The sequence below is a fragment of the Rhodococcus sp. JS3073 genome (assembly GCF_026810085.1).
Classification (GTDB): domain Bacteria; phylum Actinomycetota; class Actinomycetes; order Mycobacteriales; family Mycobacteriaceae; genus Rhodococcus_F; species Rhodococcus_F wratislaviensis.
Map to the genome: position 1 here is coordinate 1,663,691 of NZ_CP113951.1, position 13,398 is coordinate 1,677,088.

General features: G+C 68.2%; 11 protein-coding genes. All 11 read right to left on the reverse strand.

What is annotated here, in order from left to right; genetic code table 11:
- Positions 1-281 precede the first annotated feature (281 nt).
- The 11 genes from OYT95_RS07805 to OYT95_RS07855 all read right to left on the reverse strand — a co-directional run bounded on the left by OYT95_RS07805 (position 282) and on the right by OYT95_RS07855 (position 13,395).
- Complete coding sequence (locus tag OYT95_RS07805; RefSeq protein WP_112300408.1) at positions 282-1,121, reverse strand: glycoside hydrolase family 16 protein; 840 nt, start codon at positions 1,119-1,121, stop codon at positions 282-284.
- A gap of 55 nt (positions 1,122-1,176) precedes the next feature.
- The gene (locus OYT95_RS07810; RefSeq protein ID WP_268791121.1) at positions 1,177-3,285 is read right to left on the reverse strand and encodes a hypothetical protein; all 2,109 of its coding nucleotides are present in this window, start codon (positions 3,283-3,285) and stop codon (positions 1,177-1,179) included.
- Complete coding sequence (locus OYT95_RS07815; protein ID WP_112300412.1) at positions 3,278-4,075, reverse strand: glycoside hydrolase family 16 protein; 798 nt, start codon at positions 4,073-4,075, stop codon at positions 3,278-3,280. Before OYT95_RS07815 ends, OYT95_RS07810 begins: the two co-directional genes overlap by 8 nt.
- Before the next feature lie 31 nt (positions 4,076-4,106).
- The gene (locus OYT95_RS07820) at positions 4,107-4,778 is read right to left on the reverse strand and encodes a DUF998 domain-containing protein (RefSeq protein ID WP_268791122.1); all 672 of its coding nucleotides are present in this window, start codon (positions 4,776-4,778) and stop codon (positions 4,107-4,109) included.
- A gap of 2 nt (positions 4,779-4,780) precedes the next feature.
- The gene (locus tag OYT95_RS07825) at positions 4,781-6,022 is read right to left on the reverse strand and encodes a hypothetical protein (protein WP_268791123.1); all 1,242 of its coding nucleotides are present in this window, start codon (positions 6,020-6,022) and stop codon (positions 4,781-4,783) included.
- Complete coding sequence (locus tag OYT95_RS07830; protein WP_112300417.1) at positions 6,009-7,382, reverse strand: lipopolysaccharide biosynthesis protein; 1,374 nt, start codon at positions 7,380-7,382, stop codon at positions 6,009-6,011. The genes OYT95_RS07825 and OYT95_RS07830 overlap by 14 nt, the downstream gene beginning before the upstream one ends.
- A gap of 2 nt (positions 7,383-7,384) precedes the next feature.
- On the reverse strand, positions 7,385-9,148 hold the full coding sequence (locus OYT95_RS07835) for a serine aminopeptidase domain-containing protein (protein ID WP_268791124.1): 1,764 nt from the start codon (positions 9,146-9,148) through the stop codon (positions 7,385-7,387).
- Positions 9,132-10,442: a glycosyltransferase gene (locus tag OYT95_RS07840; protein ID WP_268791125.1), complete on the reverse strand. Its 1,311-nt coding sequence runs from the start codon at positions 10,440-10,442 to the stop codon at positions 9,132-9,134. The genes OYT95_RS07835 and OYT95_RS07840 overlap by 17 nt, the downstream gene beginning before the upstream one ends.
- Positions 10,439-11,389, reverse strand: a complete 951-nt coding sequence (locus OYT95_RS07845) for a glycosyltransferase family 2 protein (RefSeq protein ID WP_268791126.1) — start codon at positions 11,387-11,389, stop codon at positions 10,439-10,441. The genes OYT95_RS07840 and OYT95_RS07845 overlap by 4 nt, the downstream gene beginning before the upstream one ends.
- 6 nt (positions 11,390-11,395) lie before the next feature.
- Complete coding sequence (locus tag OYT95_RS07850) at positions 11,396-12,223, reverse strand: glycosyltransferase family 2 protein (protein WP_128639323.1); 828 nt, start codon at positions 12,221-12,223, stop codon at positions 11,396-11,398.
- A gap of 305 nt (positions 12,224-12,528) precedes the next feature.
- Positions 12,529-13,395, reverse strand: a complete 867-nt coding sequence (locus OYT95_RS07855; RefSeq protein WP_268791127.1) for a MazG family protein — start codon at positions 13,393-13,395, stop codon at positions 12,529-12,531.
- Positions 13,396-13,398 lie beyond the last annotated feature (3 nt).

The window sequence follows — 13,398 nt, forward strand, 5'->3', positions numbered from 1 at the left end:
GGTATGTTTCTGCGCGCCGTAAGGCAGATGGGCAAGTACGAACGTGCGACATCGCTGCCTGATCCGCACCGCTGCCGTGCGCGGATCGCGGTCAGCGGCCGACGAGCTTCCGGATCAGCCGGGGAAGCGGCCGCCGAAACCGCGGACAGTCGCACAGTGCGCAGGACGTGCCCTTGCGGTAGTGCTCGTGAGCGGCGAATGGGTGGCCGCAGCGGCACTCTGAGTTCGACACGGCCATGAACTTGATTCTATTCACACCCGAAACTCGTGGGTCCCGGACGTCACTGGGAGAACCTCACCCAGTCCACCAGCATGGTGGCGGGAAAGCGTGTCGACGACGTGACCGGGCCGGGCCAGTTCCCGCCGACGGCCACATCGAGCAGCAGGTATGCCGGGGCGTCGAACACCCAGCGTTCCTCGGGTCGCAGGTCCGCCGTGGTGACGGTGCCGACGATGTTCCCGTCGATGCCCACCGAGATGCGGCCGGGCGCTTTGATCAGGGCGTAGTCATGGAAACCCGCGCTGAGGTTCGCACCGATCGAGCCGTCCGTCGAGCGTTCCCAGTGTCCGCCGCCGACGGTCGGGCCGTGCACTCCCGCGTGGTACCGCGAACCGTCCCCGATCACCTCGAGGATGTCGATTTCCCCGCAGGCGGGCCACCCGACGCTGTTGATGTTGCTTCCGAGCGTCCAGAACGCGGGATGGATTCCCGGGCCGGACGGCACCTGCATCCGTGCCTCGATCACCCCGTACGTGAAGTCGAACTTTCCACGGGTCACGAGTCGAGCCGACGTGAATCCGCCACCGTTTCTGCGGGCCTCGACGACGAGACGACCGTTGCCGTCGAGTCGCGAATTCTGCCGGGAGTCGGTGTACACCTGCTTCTCGTTGTTGCCCCACCCGCCGCCGCCGAGGTCGTAGCCCCAGAACGATGGATTGGGTGCCGCGTTTGCGGGTCCGTCGAATTCGTCGCTGCCGATCACGGTGTATCCGGGGTAGGCGGTCCGGACGCCTGCACCGCCGGGCACGGCGGCGGCAACAGCCGGGGTGAGGGACAGCGCGCACAGCGCCACCGAGCACGTCAACGAAATCTCGAACAGGGCCGAGCGCATCCGCCGCATGTGCCGATGCTAGGCGTCGCCGCGACCGGTCGTGACCGAATACGCGACGTGGCCGTTACCGGCGCGGCCCCGTGTAACGGAAGATCGTGCTGTTGTCGTCCTGCGCGTACACGGACCAGTCGGGGCTGGACCGCATCTGGTCCTCGAAGTTCTCGACGGATCCGTCCGGTAGATAGCCGTAGTAGCGGATGGCGGCAGTGCCCTGCGTGTTGAACACGAGATACGTGTCGCCGTCGCGTTCCGCCGCATCCGCGGTGAGCATCTCGATCTGGCCGCCGTGCGGGAAGCCCTCCAGCACGGCCGGGGGCAAGGCCAGCAAGGGTTGATCGAAATCCTTGTCGACGACGGCGAACTCGAGGTAGTCGGCGCTGACCCGGGTGGGGAGACCGGCGGGATAGAGGGAGATGATCGTCGCCGGCGGCTTCTCGTTCGCGAGGATGTCCTCCGCGAACGTCACCTGGGACTGATATCCGATGACCAGCGACCACAGCCCGAAATAGCCTTGCAGGCCAGCGAATGTCACGTATGCCAGTCCGCTCGCGAGTCCGACCGGGACGACTCGACGGAGCAGTCCGGACCGGAACCTGATCGTGAGAGCGTCCACGAGGATCGGTGCGATGAGAATCGCGCACCCGGGAACGGCGTAGAGATACACCCGGAAGATCGCCTCACCGCCGTAGCTCTGACCGGCCAGCAGCGCGAACGAGCTGAACGCCATGACGGTCGCGACCCAGGCGGGACGTTTGCGACGCCAGAGGAGGATCGCGCAGACCACGGCGAGCAGGATGATGCCCGCGGACAGGGACCGGCACACGGCGGAGGTGAAGATCTTCCCGAACGTGCCGACGGCGGTCACGTTGCTGGCGGCGTTGTCGACCGGGTTGAAACCGGACAGCAGCCCGTACGGTGCCACGATGTCCAGCCGGGGAACGAGATAGGCGACGAGGATCGCGAAGTAGGGAACGGGGATCCACCAGGGCCGGATCTTCCGCGTCACCGCCAGGGCCACCGTCACGCCGAACAGCCAGTACGGGGTCAGCTGATGAGTGGGCACCAGAGCGGCGAAGACGAGGATCGACAGGTACGCCGCAGATCGGTGCTCCGTCGACACCACGAGCAGTGCCACCACACCCAGTGCCATGACGAGGGCAATGGCCTGCGGCGAGAAGTAGTCCTGCCCCACCCAGTTGACGAGTTCCGCCACCATCGCGGCCGTCAGTGCCACCCGCATGCCGAACCCGAGGAGCCGGGCGATCGCAGCGATCACGACCGCCAGCAGCACGTGGATCACCGGCGCGAACCAGTGAGCGATCGACATCATGTCCGCGGACGTGATGTCGCCGAACCACGCGAACGCGGTGAAGAAGCCCGGCCACTCGCCGTAGATGTCGACGCCCTTGGGCGGCAGTGTCTGGAACTGCTGGATGTAGTCGACCACGCCGAGGTGCTTGTACGTCCACCCGTAGATGGGAACGTCGGTGATGAGGGTCGGGGTGAGCCGTTCCACCACGATCACGCCGAGCACGGCCGCGGCGGCGGTCCCGACAGCCCTCTCGCGAAGAGCCCAGACGAACGCGCCGAGCATCATCAGGGCGCACACCACCAGGCCGGGACCGCTTCCGACGAACAGCAGGCCGAACTGTGCATATGCGGTCGAGCCGAGCCCGAAGAGGACCGCCACCCACACGGCGAGCGCCACGGCAACGAGGATCAGGGGCCGGTTGCGGCGGGCAGCGTGCCACCATTGCGCCAGACGACACGACACCTGCTGCACGGTCACCGCGCGCACCGGCTCGGCGCCGGTGTCGTGCCACCGATGCCGCAGCGCGGACGCGACGACGGCCAGGACGATCACGAGCAGCAGACCCGTCGCGGGCCATCGGTAGAACCAGGCCAGGACAGTGGTGGCCGCAGTCACCACGGACAGTCCGAGGACGGGGACGGCCGCAACGGCCGCGGCGACCGGTAGCCGCAACCACGTCACGACCGCGAGACCCGGTCCGATCAACACGAACACCGCCAGCAGCACCGCACTCACCGACGACGGCAGCGGCGCCAGGGACGCCAGTCCCGCGACCGCCGAGGCCAACGCGGCGACGTCGTAGTACCGGGTCAGCTCCGGAGCCCTCGTGTCGAGACGCTCGGCAGTGAGGAGATCACTCATCGGTCACCCTCACCCAGTCGACGAGCATCGCGGCGGGGAACGTCGTATCGGCTCCGACGTCGCCCGGCCACCGTCCGCCGACTGCGACGTTCAGCAACAGGGAGAACGGCTTGTCGAACACCCATTCCTGCCCCGGGGCCAGGTCGGCGCGCGAGAACTCGCCCGTCACCGCGTCGTCGATGCCGAATGCGATCCGGTCCGGCGACCGCTCCACCCAGTAGTCGTGGAAATCGTCCGACATGTTCCCGCTGCCTTCGGCTTTCACCTCCCAGGGTGTGCCGTCCGCGGACGGGCCGTGCAGCGCACTGTGGTAGAACGACGCGTCGTTGATCGTCTCGATCACGTCGATCTCCCCCGACTGCGGCCAGCCGACGCGGTTGACATCCGTGCCCATCAACCAGAACGCCGGGTGCAGGCCCTGCCCGCTCGGCAGCTTGATGCGGGCCTCGGCCCGTCCGTACTGGAATGCGAAGCGGTCGAGGGTGACAAGCCGGGCGGACGTGTAGCCCGACCCGTCGGGACGGGCTTCGATCACGAGGTTGCCCTCGCCGTCGAGCCGGGAATTGGCGGGATCGTCCGTGTAGACCTGCGCCTCGTCGTTACCCCAGCCTCCTCCCCCGACCGCGTGTCCCCAGTACCGGGGGTCGGGCGAGGTTCCGGCGGGCCCGACGAAATCGTCGAACATGAGCACCGACTCGCCCTTCCTCGATGCCTGTGCGACATCGCTCGACGCATACCACCCGGTGGCGCCGATGCAGGCGAGCGCGACGAACACCATCGCCGAAGACACGGCGCGGGTCCGGCGCGGACGGTTCAGCTGTCTATGCACCGGCGCTGTCTCCGACCTGGACGACAGCCGAACGTCGAACCGACTGCAGTTGTGTCACGAGGTGAACGCAGACGACGAACCCGAAGATCGCCGAGTACGCCGCGACGCGTTCGATACCACCGACGCCGAGACCGAGGTCCCACGAGTATGTGAAGCAGAAGTACCCCACCAGTCCGAGTGTCCCGAGTGCGAGCGCGACGTACGTTGCCGGTCCGGATATCTGGGGCCAGACGGTGAGTGCCGTCGTCAGTGTGAAGAGGTTGCCGAAGATGAGGAACAGCGTGGCGCCGAGCGAATGCACTTCCCAGTGCGTGTTCGACGGCGCGAGACCGACCACCACTCCGCCGATTCCGGCGACCACCAGGAAGACGACAGGGACCAGCGGCAGCACCCGTTCGATGCGATGCCAGAGGACGGCGGCAACCACGTAGGCGAGTCCGGTCACCACGAACGCCGCATCCATCAGCAGTGACGTCTTGCTGCACGGCGCGTTTCCGTCCGTGCCGCAGAACGGGACACCGAGGTCGCTGATGAAGTTGGCGGAGTAACTGTAGTGCCCGCGCCACGTGCCGGCGACGAGGAATTCGACGACGAAAAATTGCAGTACGGCGACGGTGAGGTACAGCGAAGTCCGCTTCGATGTCTCGAGGACGTGTGAGGGCATGGTCAGAAGATCCTTCGAGACAGTAGAGACAGTGGGTCGCACAGTGCGTCCGCGAGTGCGATGCGGACGAGTTCCGGGTCGAAGACGTTGTCGTGCAACGACGCCGACACGTCCAATTCCGGGCCGCGCCGCACCGAGGTGAAGACGATCGATGCAGGGTCGGCCGGTTCGCTCAGCGCGGTGACGAGACGCCTGCCGGGCTCGTCGGTCCAGTCGAGGTCTGCCAGCAGCGCGGCCTCGCCCATGTCGGAGTACACGAGCCTCGTCCGGGGTTCGGCCGCGACGTGAGTGGCCCGCGCGTGCGCGCTCCCGGCAGCCACCCGCCTGCGGAACGTGGCGGTGCTGAGTGCCAGCGAGGCGAGCGGCCTGCCCGACGCCGTGGCCTGTGCGATCGCCGCACTCATCTCGGCCGGGTCACCCGGATCCGACAGCGAGAAACGCACCAGGGCAGCGAAGTTGCCGTTCACCGTCGCACCCTCCGGGAGATACCGGCGGCAGTCGAAGAGAACGTCGACCTTGTCGTCGATCGTCAGGCCGTGGCTGCGCATCGCCCGCGCGACGGCCGCGAACAACAACGACGACACCGACGCCCCGGGCATCTCCCGATCCCGCCAGCGACGCAGTTCCGCAGTGGTCCCGGATGCTGCGGACGCGACGACGGCGGTGGGCGCGCCGTGCCACGGCACCATCTCCGCCGATCCGGGGCCGTGTGCGGCAGCGGGCAGGGATTCGAGGAGCCTCGCGACACGTGTGGGGGACGACGCGAACGTCCGGGTCAGGGCGCGTGCGAGCGGCAGTGCGGTGTCCCGCGTCCGCGCCCATTCCGGAACCGGTGTCCCCGTGCGTCCCCCGGCGACGGCACGGACGAGCGACAGCGCGAGCCTCCCGTCGCCGAGTCCGTGGGAGATGTCGAGCAGCAGAAAATCGCCCGCGACCGCGACGTTCAGCGGGTGCGCGGACGCACCCGAACGTGCCAGCCGGGTCAGCAGCTGCGGCACCTCCTCCCGGGTACAGGGTCCGAGTTCCCGTATCTGCCCGAGGAAGTCCTGCGGTCGGTGCTCCCATCGGCGTGACTCGGTGGTCGGGACGAGGCCGATCGGGGTGTGCCGCCCGCCCGCGTGCGCGAGCAGGGTCAGCGTGTCCCGGATCTCGCCGATGCTCGGCAGCCGGAGGGGACCGATCGCGGTGATCATCCGGCTCGCGCTGCGCATCAGATCGCGGTAGCTCGCGCTATGCGTCGACATCGGACACCTGCCACATCGGTTTCTGGTTCACGGTCTTCTTCGCCAGCCACCGCTCCCACTTGGCGCGGTTCCGGAGTCGGCGGAGCCAGGAGATGAGCGGTCCTGCGAGGATCACGGCGGTGAGCGTCTCGGCGGCGAGATACGCCCAGCCCACACCCGCGACCCCGATCGACGAGCTGAAGACCAGGCTGCCGACGATGATGACCACCGTGGCCAGGCACTGCGTGACGACGGCGAGGGTCAGCCGGCGGTACACCCTCGCGAGACCGTCGTAGACGGCGCCGATGACGGTGAGGGGCACGAACACCGCGGCGAGATGGAGCAGGGGCGTCCCTTCCGCACGGTATTCGTCACCGATGAATCCGAGCGCCAACGGCGCGACGAAGGCCAGGCCGAATCCGCCCACCACCGCGACCACGGCAATGGTGCGGACGAACCGGCGGGACAGGCTGACGATCTTGTCCGGATGCGCAGCGGCCTCGGCGACGAACGGGCCCACCATGAGGTTCACCATGATGTAGAGGGCGCTGACGATCGACCAGGTCACCGCGAAGTAGGCGTTCGCCGCGGTACCGACCCGGGTGACGACGATCAGCGGGACGACGAGCGGGGCGATGGCCCCCAGCGCCGAAATGCCGTACGAGGAACCGAAGTACACTCCGAGTTCCTTGTTGGAGGGCAGCGAGGGCACTTGCCGGTATCGAGGGTCGGACCGGATGCGCAGGCCCATCGACGTCAACACGACCACGACGGCGATCGCCGCGGTGACCCCCCAGGACGCGACGATGGCGAGCGCCGACCCCGACGCCGCGAGCACCACGACCGCGAGCAGTTTGGCCAGCGCGTGGAAAACGTTCTTCGACGCCGCCCAGCGGGCAACGCCCAGCCCGGACACGGTCTGGTCCTGCAGGGCGAAGAGCGCGAGGACGACGACGAACACCGGATAGATCGCTATTTCCAGGTTGTTCTCGAACAGCGTGTCCCGCGGACCGAGGACGATGAGCCCGACAGCCGACACGAAGGCCAGCGTGGCCACGGCGGCGAAACCCTTGACCAGCAACGGTCCCGCGCGGTGGCCGGCCACGGGCAGGAAGCGCTCGAACATCGAGCCGAGGCTGAGATTCGACAGCGTCGACAGCATGATCGCCGTCGAGATGAGAGCGGACGCCACGCCCACCTGGTCGGCGGGGAACAATCGCGCCGCCGCGCCCCAGAAGGCGAGGCCGAGGACACCGGTGACGACACTCGACAGCATCAGTGCCATCGAGTTGATCTGCAGGTTCCGCCCCGCGGAGCGCGGTGGCTGCTCGGCACGGTGCCTCGCGCGTAGTTGCGACTGCGTCGCTGTCGGGGATCCCATGGCTACCCGACCAACTCCGGCCGGGAATCGTCACGGGCGTCGTCGACACGGTCCACGGTCAGTTCACCGAGCACGGTGGCGAGGACGTCCCGCAGGACTCTGTCCCGCAGGGCGGTGCTGTACAGCGAGTGATCGCCGGACGGGTACGTCACCAGGCGTCCGTTCCAGCCGGCGCGCCGGAGCCGGCGAAGGCTGCGCTCTCCCTGGTTCTCGACGAACGCGGTGTAGTCGATCGGCGAGAGGAGGACGGTGGTGTGCACGCCACGGTCGTTCAGCGGGGCGAGCATGACCTCCGGCACCTGCAGCAAGCCTGCCCGGCCCAGCCACAACCAGCAGCGGTACGGCATCCACACCCGCAGGTGCTTTTTCGCCGTCGCCGCGTGCCGGTGGAGCAGCGTGAGCGCTGCGCCCTTCAGGGACCCCCGGTCGGCGTCCATCGTCGACTGTTTCACGAACGCCTGACGGGTAATGGTCCAGTCCGCCATGTTGACCAGGATCACCGCCCGGACGGGACGCCGGAGGGCGGCGTAACTCGAATTCCACGCCCCCGAGCACATTCCTGCGAGCACAACCGCTTCGGGCTGCGCACCGCTGACGGAGATGATGTCGACGGCGTCGTCGCGGGATTCGTCCGTGTAGATGGTGGTGGATTCGCCGTGCTGAACCATGCCGGTGTCGCCGGTGCCGCGGCGGTCGAAGCGAACGCTGACGATCCCGTGGGCCGCGAGTTCGCGCGCCGTCTCGACCCACAGCCGGACCGGTCCGACGCGGTGCTCGCCGGCGGTGCCGTGGAAGATCACCGTCGGTGTCGCAGGGTTGTCCGCTGCACCCCGCTCGGCCACGACGGACGTGCGGATCGTGAAGAGTTCGGACGCTCCCGCGAAGCTCAGAGTCTCGGTGACCTGCCTGCCGTCGACGGTCCGATCCACGACGGCGGTGGTACGGAGTTCGAGTGCGGCACCGGTGTGGTGGTCGCTGAAGGACGCAGACATCCGGTCGGCGATCCGGTCGATGTCGCCGAACGGGAGCCGGACCACGAAGTCCGCCGGCTCGAGGAACGATTCGTAGTCGTGCACGGTGAAGTTCTCGGCGTTCCACGCAGCGACGGCCTCGCGCATCCCGACGGAATCGACCTCGCTCTCCCGCAACACCATCAGGATCTTCGCGCCCGGCGGCGGGGTGGCCGCCCGCAGACTCATCGCCGACAAGGCCGTCGCCGCGGCCGGTGCGAGCACCGCACCGATGAGGGTGACCCGCGGATCGTCCGTGTCCTCGGGACCGACCACCATCTGGTGGAGCGCGGTCTGCTTGCGCAGGTAGGCGCGGCCGCGGACCACCGGATCCCACAGGGTGACGGCCCGCACCGGACCGCACGTCGCGGCGACCTGCGCGGCGAGCAGGGCGCCGATCCGGAGGCCGACGAGACCGATGTCCGTGACGCCGCAGCTGCGCACGTAGTCGACGGCCCTCCGGATGCCGTCGAGCCATCCGGCGACCGCGTCGGGATCGTCCTGGGCGCCCGGCGAGTCCCCGGTGCCGCGGTAGTCGAACCGCAACACCAGAAGCCCCCGCGCCCGCAATTGCTGGGCGAGGTAGACCATTCCGCGATACGAGTCGACCTGTTCCTTGCCGATCGGCGGGCACAGGACGACGGCGCCGCGGCAGCGGCCGTCGGCGGGAAGATCGACGACGCCGAACAGCGGCGCGTCCTCCGGTCCGAACCAGGTGGCGAACCGGGTGCCTGCGAGATCAGGATGGGCAGTCATGGGTCATCCCTCTCATCGGTGCCGGATGCCGGCCCTCCACTCGGGCCTTCAGATAGGCGAACGGGCCACGTGCGATGGACCGCAGTTCGGTGGCTCCGATCCCCACGGGGAGATCGTCGGCGAGACCGTCCGGAGGTGTGGCGACGCGGGACATCTTGCGCGACAGATGGAGAAACGTCGGCGCCTGCCGCACGGCGATGCGCACCGCGAGCCAGGCGGTGCGGGGGTCGACGGCGATCTTGGCCAGCCAGGCGCCGAGTCCGAGTCCGTAGCCGCGCGCCTGGACGGCGAGCGCCTCGTTGTCGGCCCGGTGCCGATGCCACACGACCGCCCCGGGCCGGTACGCCAGCTGCCGCCCGGAGTGCAGCACGCGGAAGAACATGTCGAGGTCTTCGCCACCGTCGGTGGGGGCTCCCGCCCCGAGCGCCTCGTCGAAACCACCCAGCGCGAACACGGCCTGCCGGTCGACGGCGAAATTCGCACCGGTGCCGTAGACCCCGACCTGGAACGGGAAGAGCGGCACGTCGGCGGGTGGGTGCGCGAGGTCGAACAACCGTGGGACGCAGGAACTCGCCCACCCCACCCGCTGATCGAAGTACGCCTGCGCCGGTGTGCGGATCTCACCGCTCGGGACGATCCCGCACACGCAGGCCACCGCATTCCCGGCGCCGAAGCCGGCGACGAGTTCGGTGAGCCAGTGCGGGTCGACGACGACGTCGTCGTCGGTGAAGGCGACAATCTCCGTGCTCGCCGCGCGGACGCCCGCATTGCGCGCCCTGGACAGGCCCGGACGGGGCTCGATCACAACGCGGACACGGGGGTCACCGAGTCCGGCGACGTACCGCTGCGTGGCATCCGTGCGGGATGCGTTGTCGACCACGATCACCTCGTAGCCGGGATGATCGAGCGACAGGATCGATTCCAGGGCGACCTTCAGGCTGTCGACCCGGTCCCGGGTGCACACCACCACGGTGACGGAAGGGCCGGATCCGTCGGTGGCGGCGGCGCTTTCGACCATCGCTCCCGGAAGGAGCCCGTCCAGTGCGCGCCGCAATGCGTCGGCCCCGAGTCGGCCGTCCTCGATGTCCAGCTCGACGAATCCCCGCAGGGTGCGATCTTCTCGCACGAGCAGCCGGGCGCGCCGATACCCCTCGGCGCGCTCCAGCCGGTATTCGGTGTCTTCCCGGACGGGACCGCGCAGTTCGCCGACCCAGACGGCCCCGTCCCACGTCGGCGCGTGATCGCTCACGAGAGCCGGTACCAGGTCGATCCGGCGATCGAGTGTCCCGGTCATGCCGTCCCCCGCTTCGATCGCAGACCGACGAGACCCCGGACGTAGCCGGCAGTGGTCGCCGTGAGCCCCGCGACCACCGCGCCGGCGCGGGCCAGTCCGCCGTGCCGCGGGGATGCGATGCCCGTGACGACGGCTCGCGGGAGGACACGCGCGGTGTACACCCGCTCGCTGCTGAGCGCGTCGCCGGACCCGACGAGATCGGAGACCAGTGCTTTCGACACGCCCTCGTGGAAGCAGCGCGACAGGAAGTAGCGGAACGTGGTGCGGTCGTCGCTGACGCGGTGTGCCACCTTCATCGCGGGATCGAACAGCAGCTGCGCAGTGGGCTGGTGGGCTCGGATCCGGATGCAGAGTTCGGTCTCCTCGCACCCGACCGGCGTCTTTCCGACCCGGCCGATCCCGTCGCTGAACCCGTCGACGGCGTCGAACACGGTGCGCCGCAGAGACATGTTGCAGCCGATGAAGTTCCGCACCGGCTCGATGCGTGTCGGCTGCCCGACGTAGCTGCAGCCGACCACCCAGTCGAACTCGGCGGGCATCCACACGGGACGGTCCGCGGGCCACACCGGACTGGCGAATCCCCCCACACCGAGCACGTCGGGATCGGAGTAGTGGGCGGCGGACACGCGGTACCAGTCGGGTTCGGCGCGCGCGTCGTCGTCGAGGAACGCGATCATGTCGCCGCTCGCCGCCCGCACGCCCGTGTTGCGGGCTCCGGAGAGCCCCTTCGACCCGGCGTTACGCAGCACGGTCACCCGGGTCTCCCCGGCGAAGTGCCGTTCGGCACGCGAGAACAGTTCCTCGGAGTGGTCGATCACCACCAGGACCTCGAGCACGGGCACGTTCTGGGTGAGCACCGAATCGACTGCGGCACACAGGTCGGTCCACCGTTCGGTGGTGTAGGCGCAGATCACGACGGAGCAGGACACGAGAGTGGACACCGTCATGGGTGCTCAGCCTCGCGAGACGGGAGCCGGGGACACGTCCGGTGCGGAGGTGCGCTGTTCGCTCCTGATGGTGCGCAGCACCCGGAGCCCGTCACGTACCGCGTTGAGATTGCTCTCGCCGTGGATGCGGTCCTGTTCGAAACTCGGCACCTCGGTGATCTTCAGGCCCGCGTTGGCGACCCGCACGTTGATGAGTGTCTCGATCTCGAAGCCGTCGCCCCACTGTGCCTCGGTCGTGTCGACGGACGGCAATGCCATCACCGGGACGTGGTGGCGCCAGAATGCGTTGTAGCCGTAGCACAAGTCGCTGAACGAGGCCCCGAATTTGAGGTTGACGATGGCGTTCAACGCCTTGTTTCCGAGCTTTCGGCTGAACGTGATGTCCGAGCTTCCGCCGCCGGCGGCGAAGCGGGTTCCCTTCGCGAAGTCCGCGCCTGCCACGAGAGCCCCGACGAACAGCGGGATCTCGGCCGGGTCCGTGGATCCGTCGGCGTCGATCATGACGATGATGTCCGATGTGGCGGCGAGGAAACCGCAGGCCAAGGCGTTGCCCTTGCCCTTTCGGCTTTGCGTCACGACCGTGGCGTCCGGCCAGAGGCTCCTGGCCACCTCGACCGTGTCGTCGACGGAATGTCCGTCGACGAAGACGATCTCGTCGATGTCGGCCGGCATCCGCGCGGCGACGTGCGGGAGGTTCCTCGCTTCGTTCATCGCGGGCACGACGACGGTGACCGTCGGGCGGCCCGGCGCGCGGTCGGCGGTACCGGCCTCGTCGATGTCGTGCGCGTCTGTCTCGTCGGAAGGTTCCAGGCGGTCAGGCGTGTACAGGCTCATGTGTCCGTCTCTCATCGTCGGGCAATCGAGTCGGCCCGGAAGCATGACAATGTGTGGTCCCCTGTGGGTACCGGCCCTCGCCCGACCGGGAGCTCAGGTACCCACCACGTGCAGTGCGCGAAGCCCACAAACACCCCTGTCGATGGACCTCGCGGTTCTTCGAAACGCGTGTTTGCAACCAAACGGTCTTCTATGCGCGCTTTAAACTACCTCAGGTTTGTTTTTCTCGCACTACAGACACGAGGGTGATTCATCACTCAGTTACATATTGGCAAACTCGAACGATAGGGCTGTTCGAACCTGTATCAGGAGGTCCAGTAACCGAGCCAGTCCGCGGGAGCCAGCTCGGTCTTCCCCGCCGCGCGCGCAGCATTCTCGGCCGCGCGGATCCGGGCGATGAGATCGTGCGTCGCCGCCTGCAGCCTCGACTCGGCGGCGACCACCGCCGCGCTGTCGGCAGTGATCTCCGTGGGCACCAGTTCGGACGGCAAACCCGCCTTGCTCGCGCGGGCCACGACCTTCGCAGCCAGCGACGCCGCCGGCTGACTCATCGCGACGCCGTCGAGGCAGGAACTCCGCGCCTTCTCCGCCGCCTTGCGGATCTCCCATGCCCGTTCCTGCTCCGCGATGTCGATCGGCCCGACGACGTCCTCCCCGAGGTGGGGGCTGCGGTGCACGAGCTTGGCAACCAGCGTCGCGGCCACGTCGTCCACGTCGAAATTGCCCGACGCCGAGGCGATCCGCGAATGGAACAGGACCTGCAGCAGCAGGTCTCCGAGCTCTTCACGCAGATCACCGGGTTCGGACGACTCGATGGCGTCGAGAACCTCGTACGTCTCCTCGACGAGGTAGTGCGACAGGGTGCGGTGCGTCTGCGTCACTTCCCAGCCGCCGTAACTCCACAATCGGTCCATCACCTCGGCTGCCTCGACGAGGTTGTCGCCCGGGACCTTCGGCGCCGCGATGACGCGGGACCCCGACGCGACCCAGTCACGCACGGTGGGATCGTCGGGATTGCTACTGACCAGGACGGCGGCCCCCGGCGCCTCGGTCAGCAATCTCCGCACGGCCTCGGGTACCTCGTCGGTGAACTCCACTCCGTCACCGACCACCCCGACGGCCTCCATCGGGATCGTCGTGGGCCGCAACGGGTCGAGCAGGACCACCGTCATCGG

Coding starts and splice junctions, on each gene's coding strand:
- OYT95_RS07845 (WP_268791126.1), bottom strand. CDS start 11,389: ATGACGGTGTCCACTCTCGTGTCCTGCTCCGTCGTGATCTGCGCCTAC.
- OYT95_RS07810 (WP_268791121.1), bottom strand. CDS start 3,285: ATGAGTGATCTCCTCACTGCCGAGCGTCTCGACACGAGGGCTCCGGAG.
- OYT95_RS07835 (WP_268791124.1), bottom strand. CDS start 9,148: ATGACTGCCCATCCTGATCTCGCAGGCACCCGGTTCGCCACCTGGTTC.
- OYT95_RS07825 (WP_268791123.1), bottom strand. CDS start 6,022: ATGTCGACGCATAGCGCGAGCTACCGCGATCTGATGCGCAGCGCGAGC.
- OYT95_RS07855 (WP_268791127.1), bottom strand. CDS start 13,395: ATGACGGTGGTCCTGCTCGACCCGTTGCGGCCCACGACGATCCCGATG.
- OYT95_RS07840 (WP_268791125.1), bottom strand. CDS start 10,442: ATGACCGGGACACTCGATCGCCGGATCGACCTGGTACCGGCTCTCGTG.
- OYT95_RS07820 (WP_268791122.1), bottom strand. CDS start 4,778: ATGCCCTCACACGTCCTCGAGACATCGAAGCGGACTTCGCTGTACCTC.
- OYT95_RS07830 (WP_112300417.1), bottom strand. CDS start 7,382: ATGGGATCCCCGACAGCGACGCAGTCGCAACTACGCGCGAGGCACCGT.
- OYT95_RS07850 (WP_128639323.1), bottom strand. CDS start 12,223: ATGAGCCTGTACACGCCTGACCGCCTGGAACCTTCCGACGAGACAGAC.
- OYT95_RS07805 (WP_112300408.1), bottom strand. CDS start 1,121: ATGCGGCGGATGCGCTCGGCCCTGTTCGAGATTTCGTTGACGTGCTCG.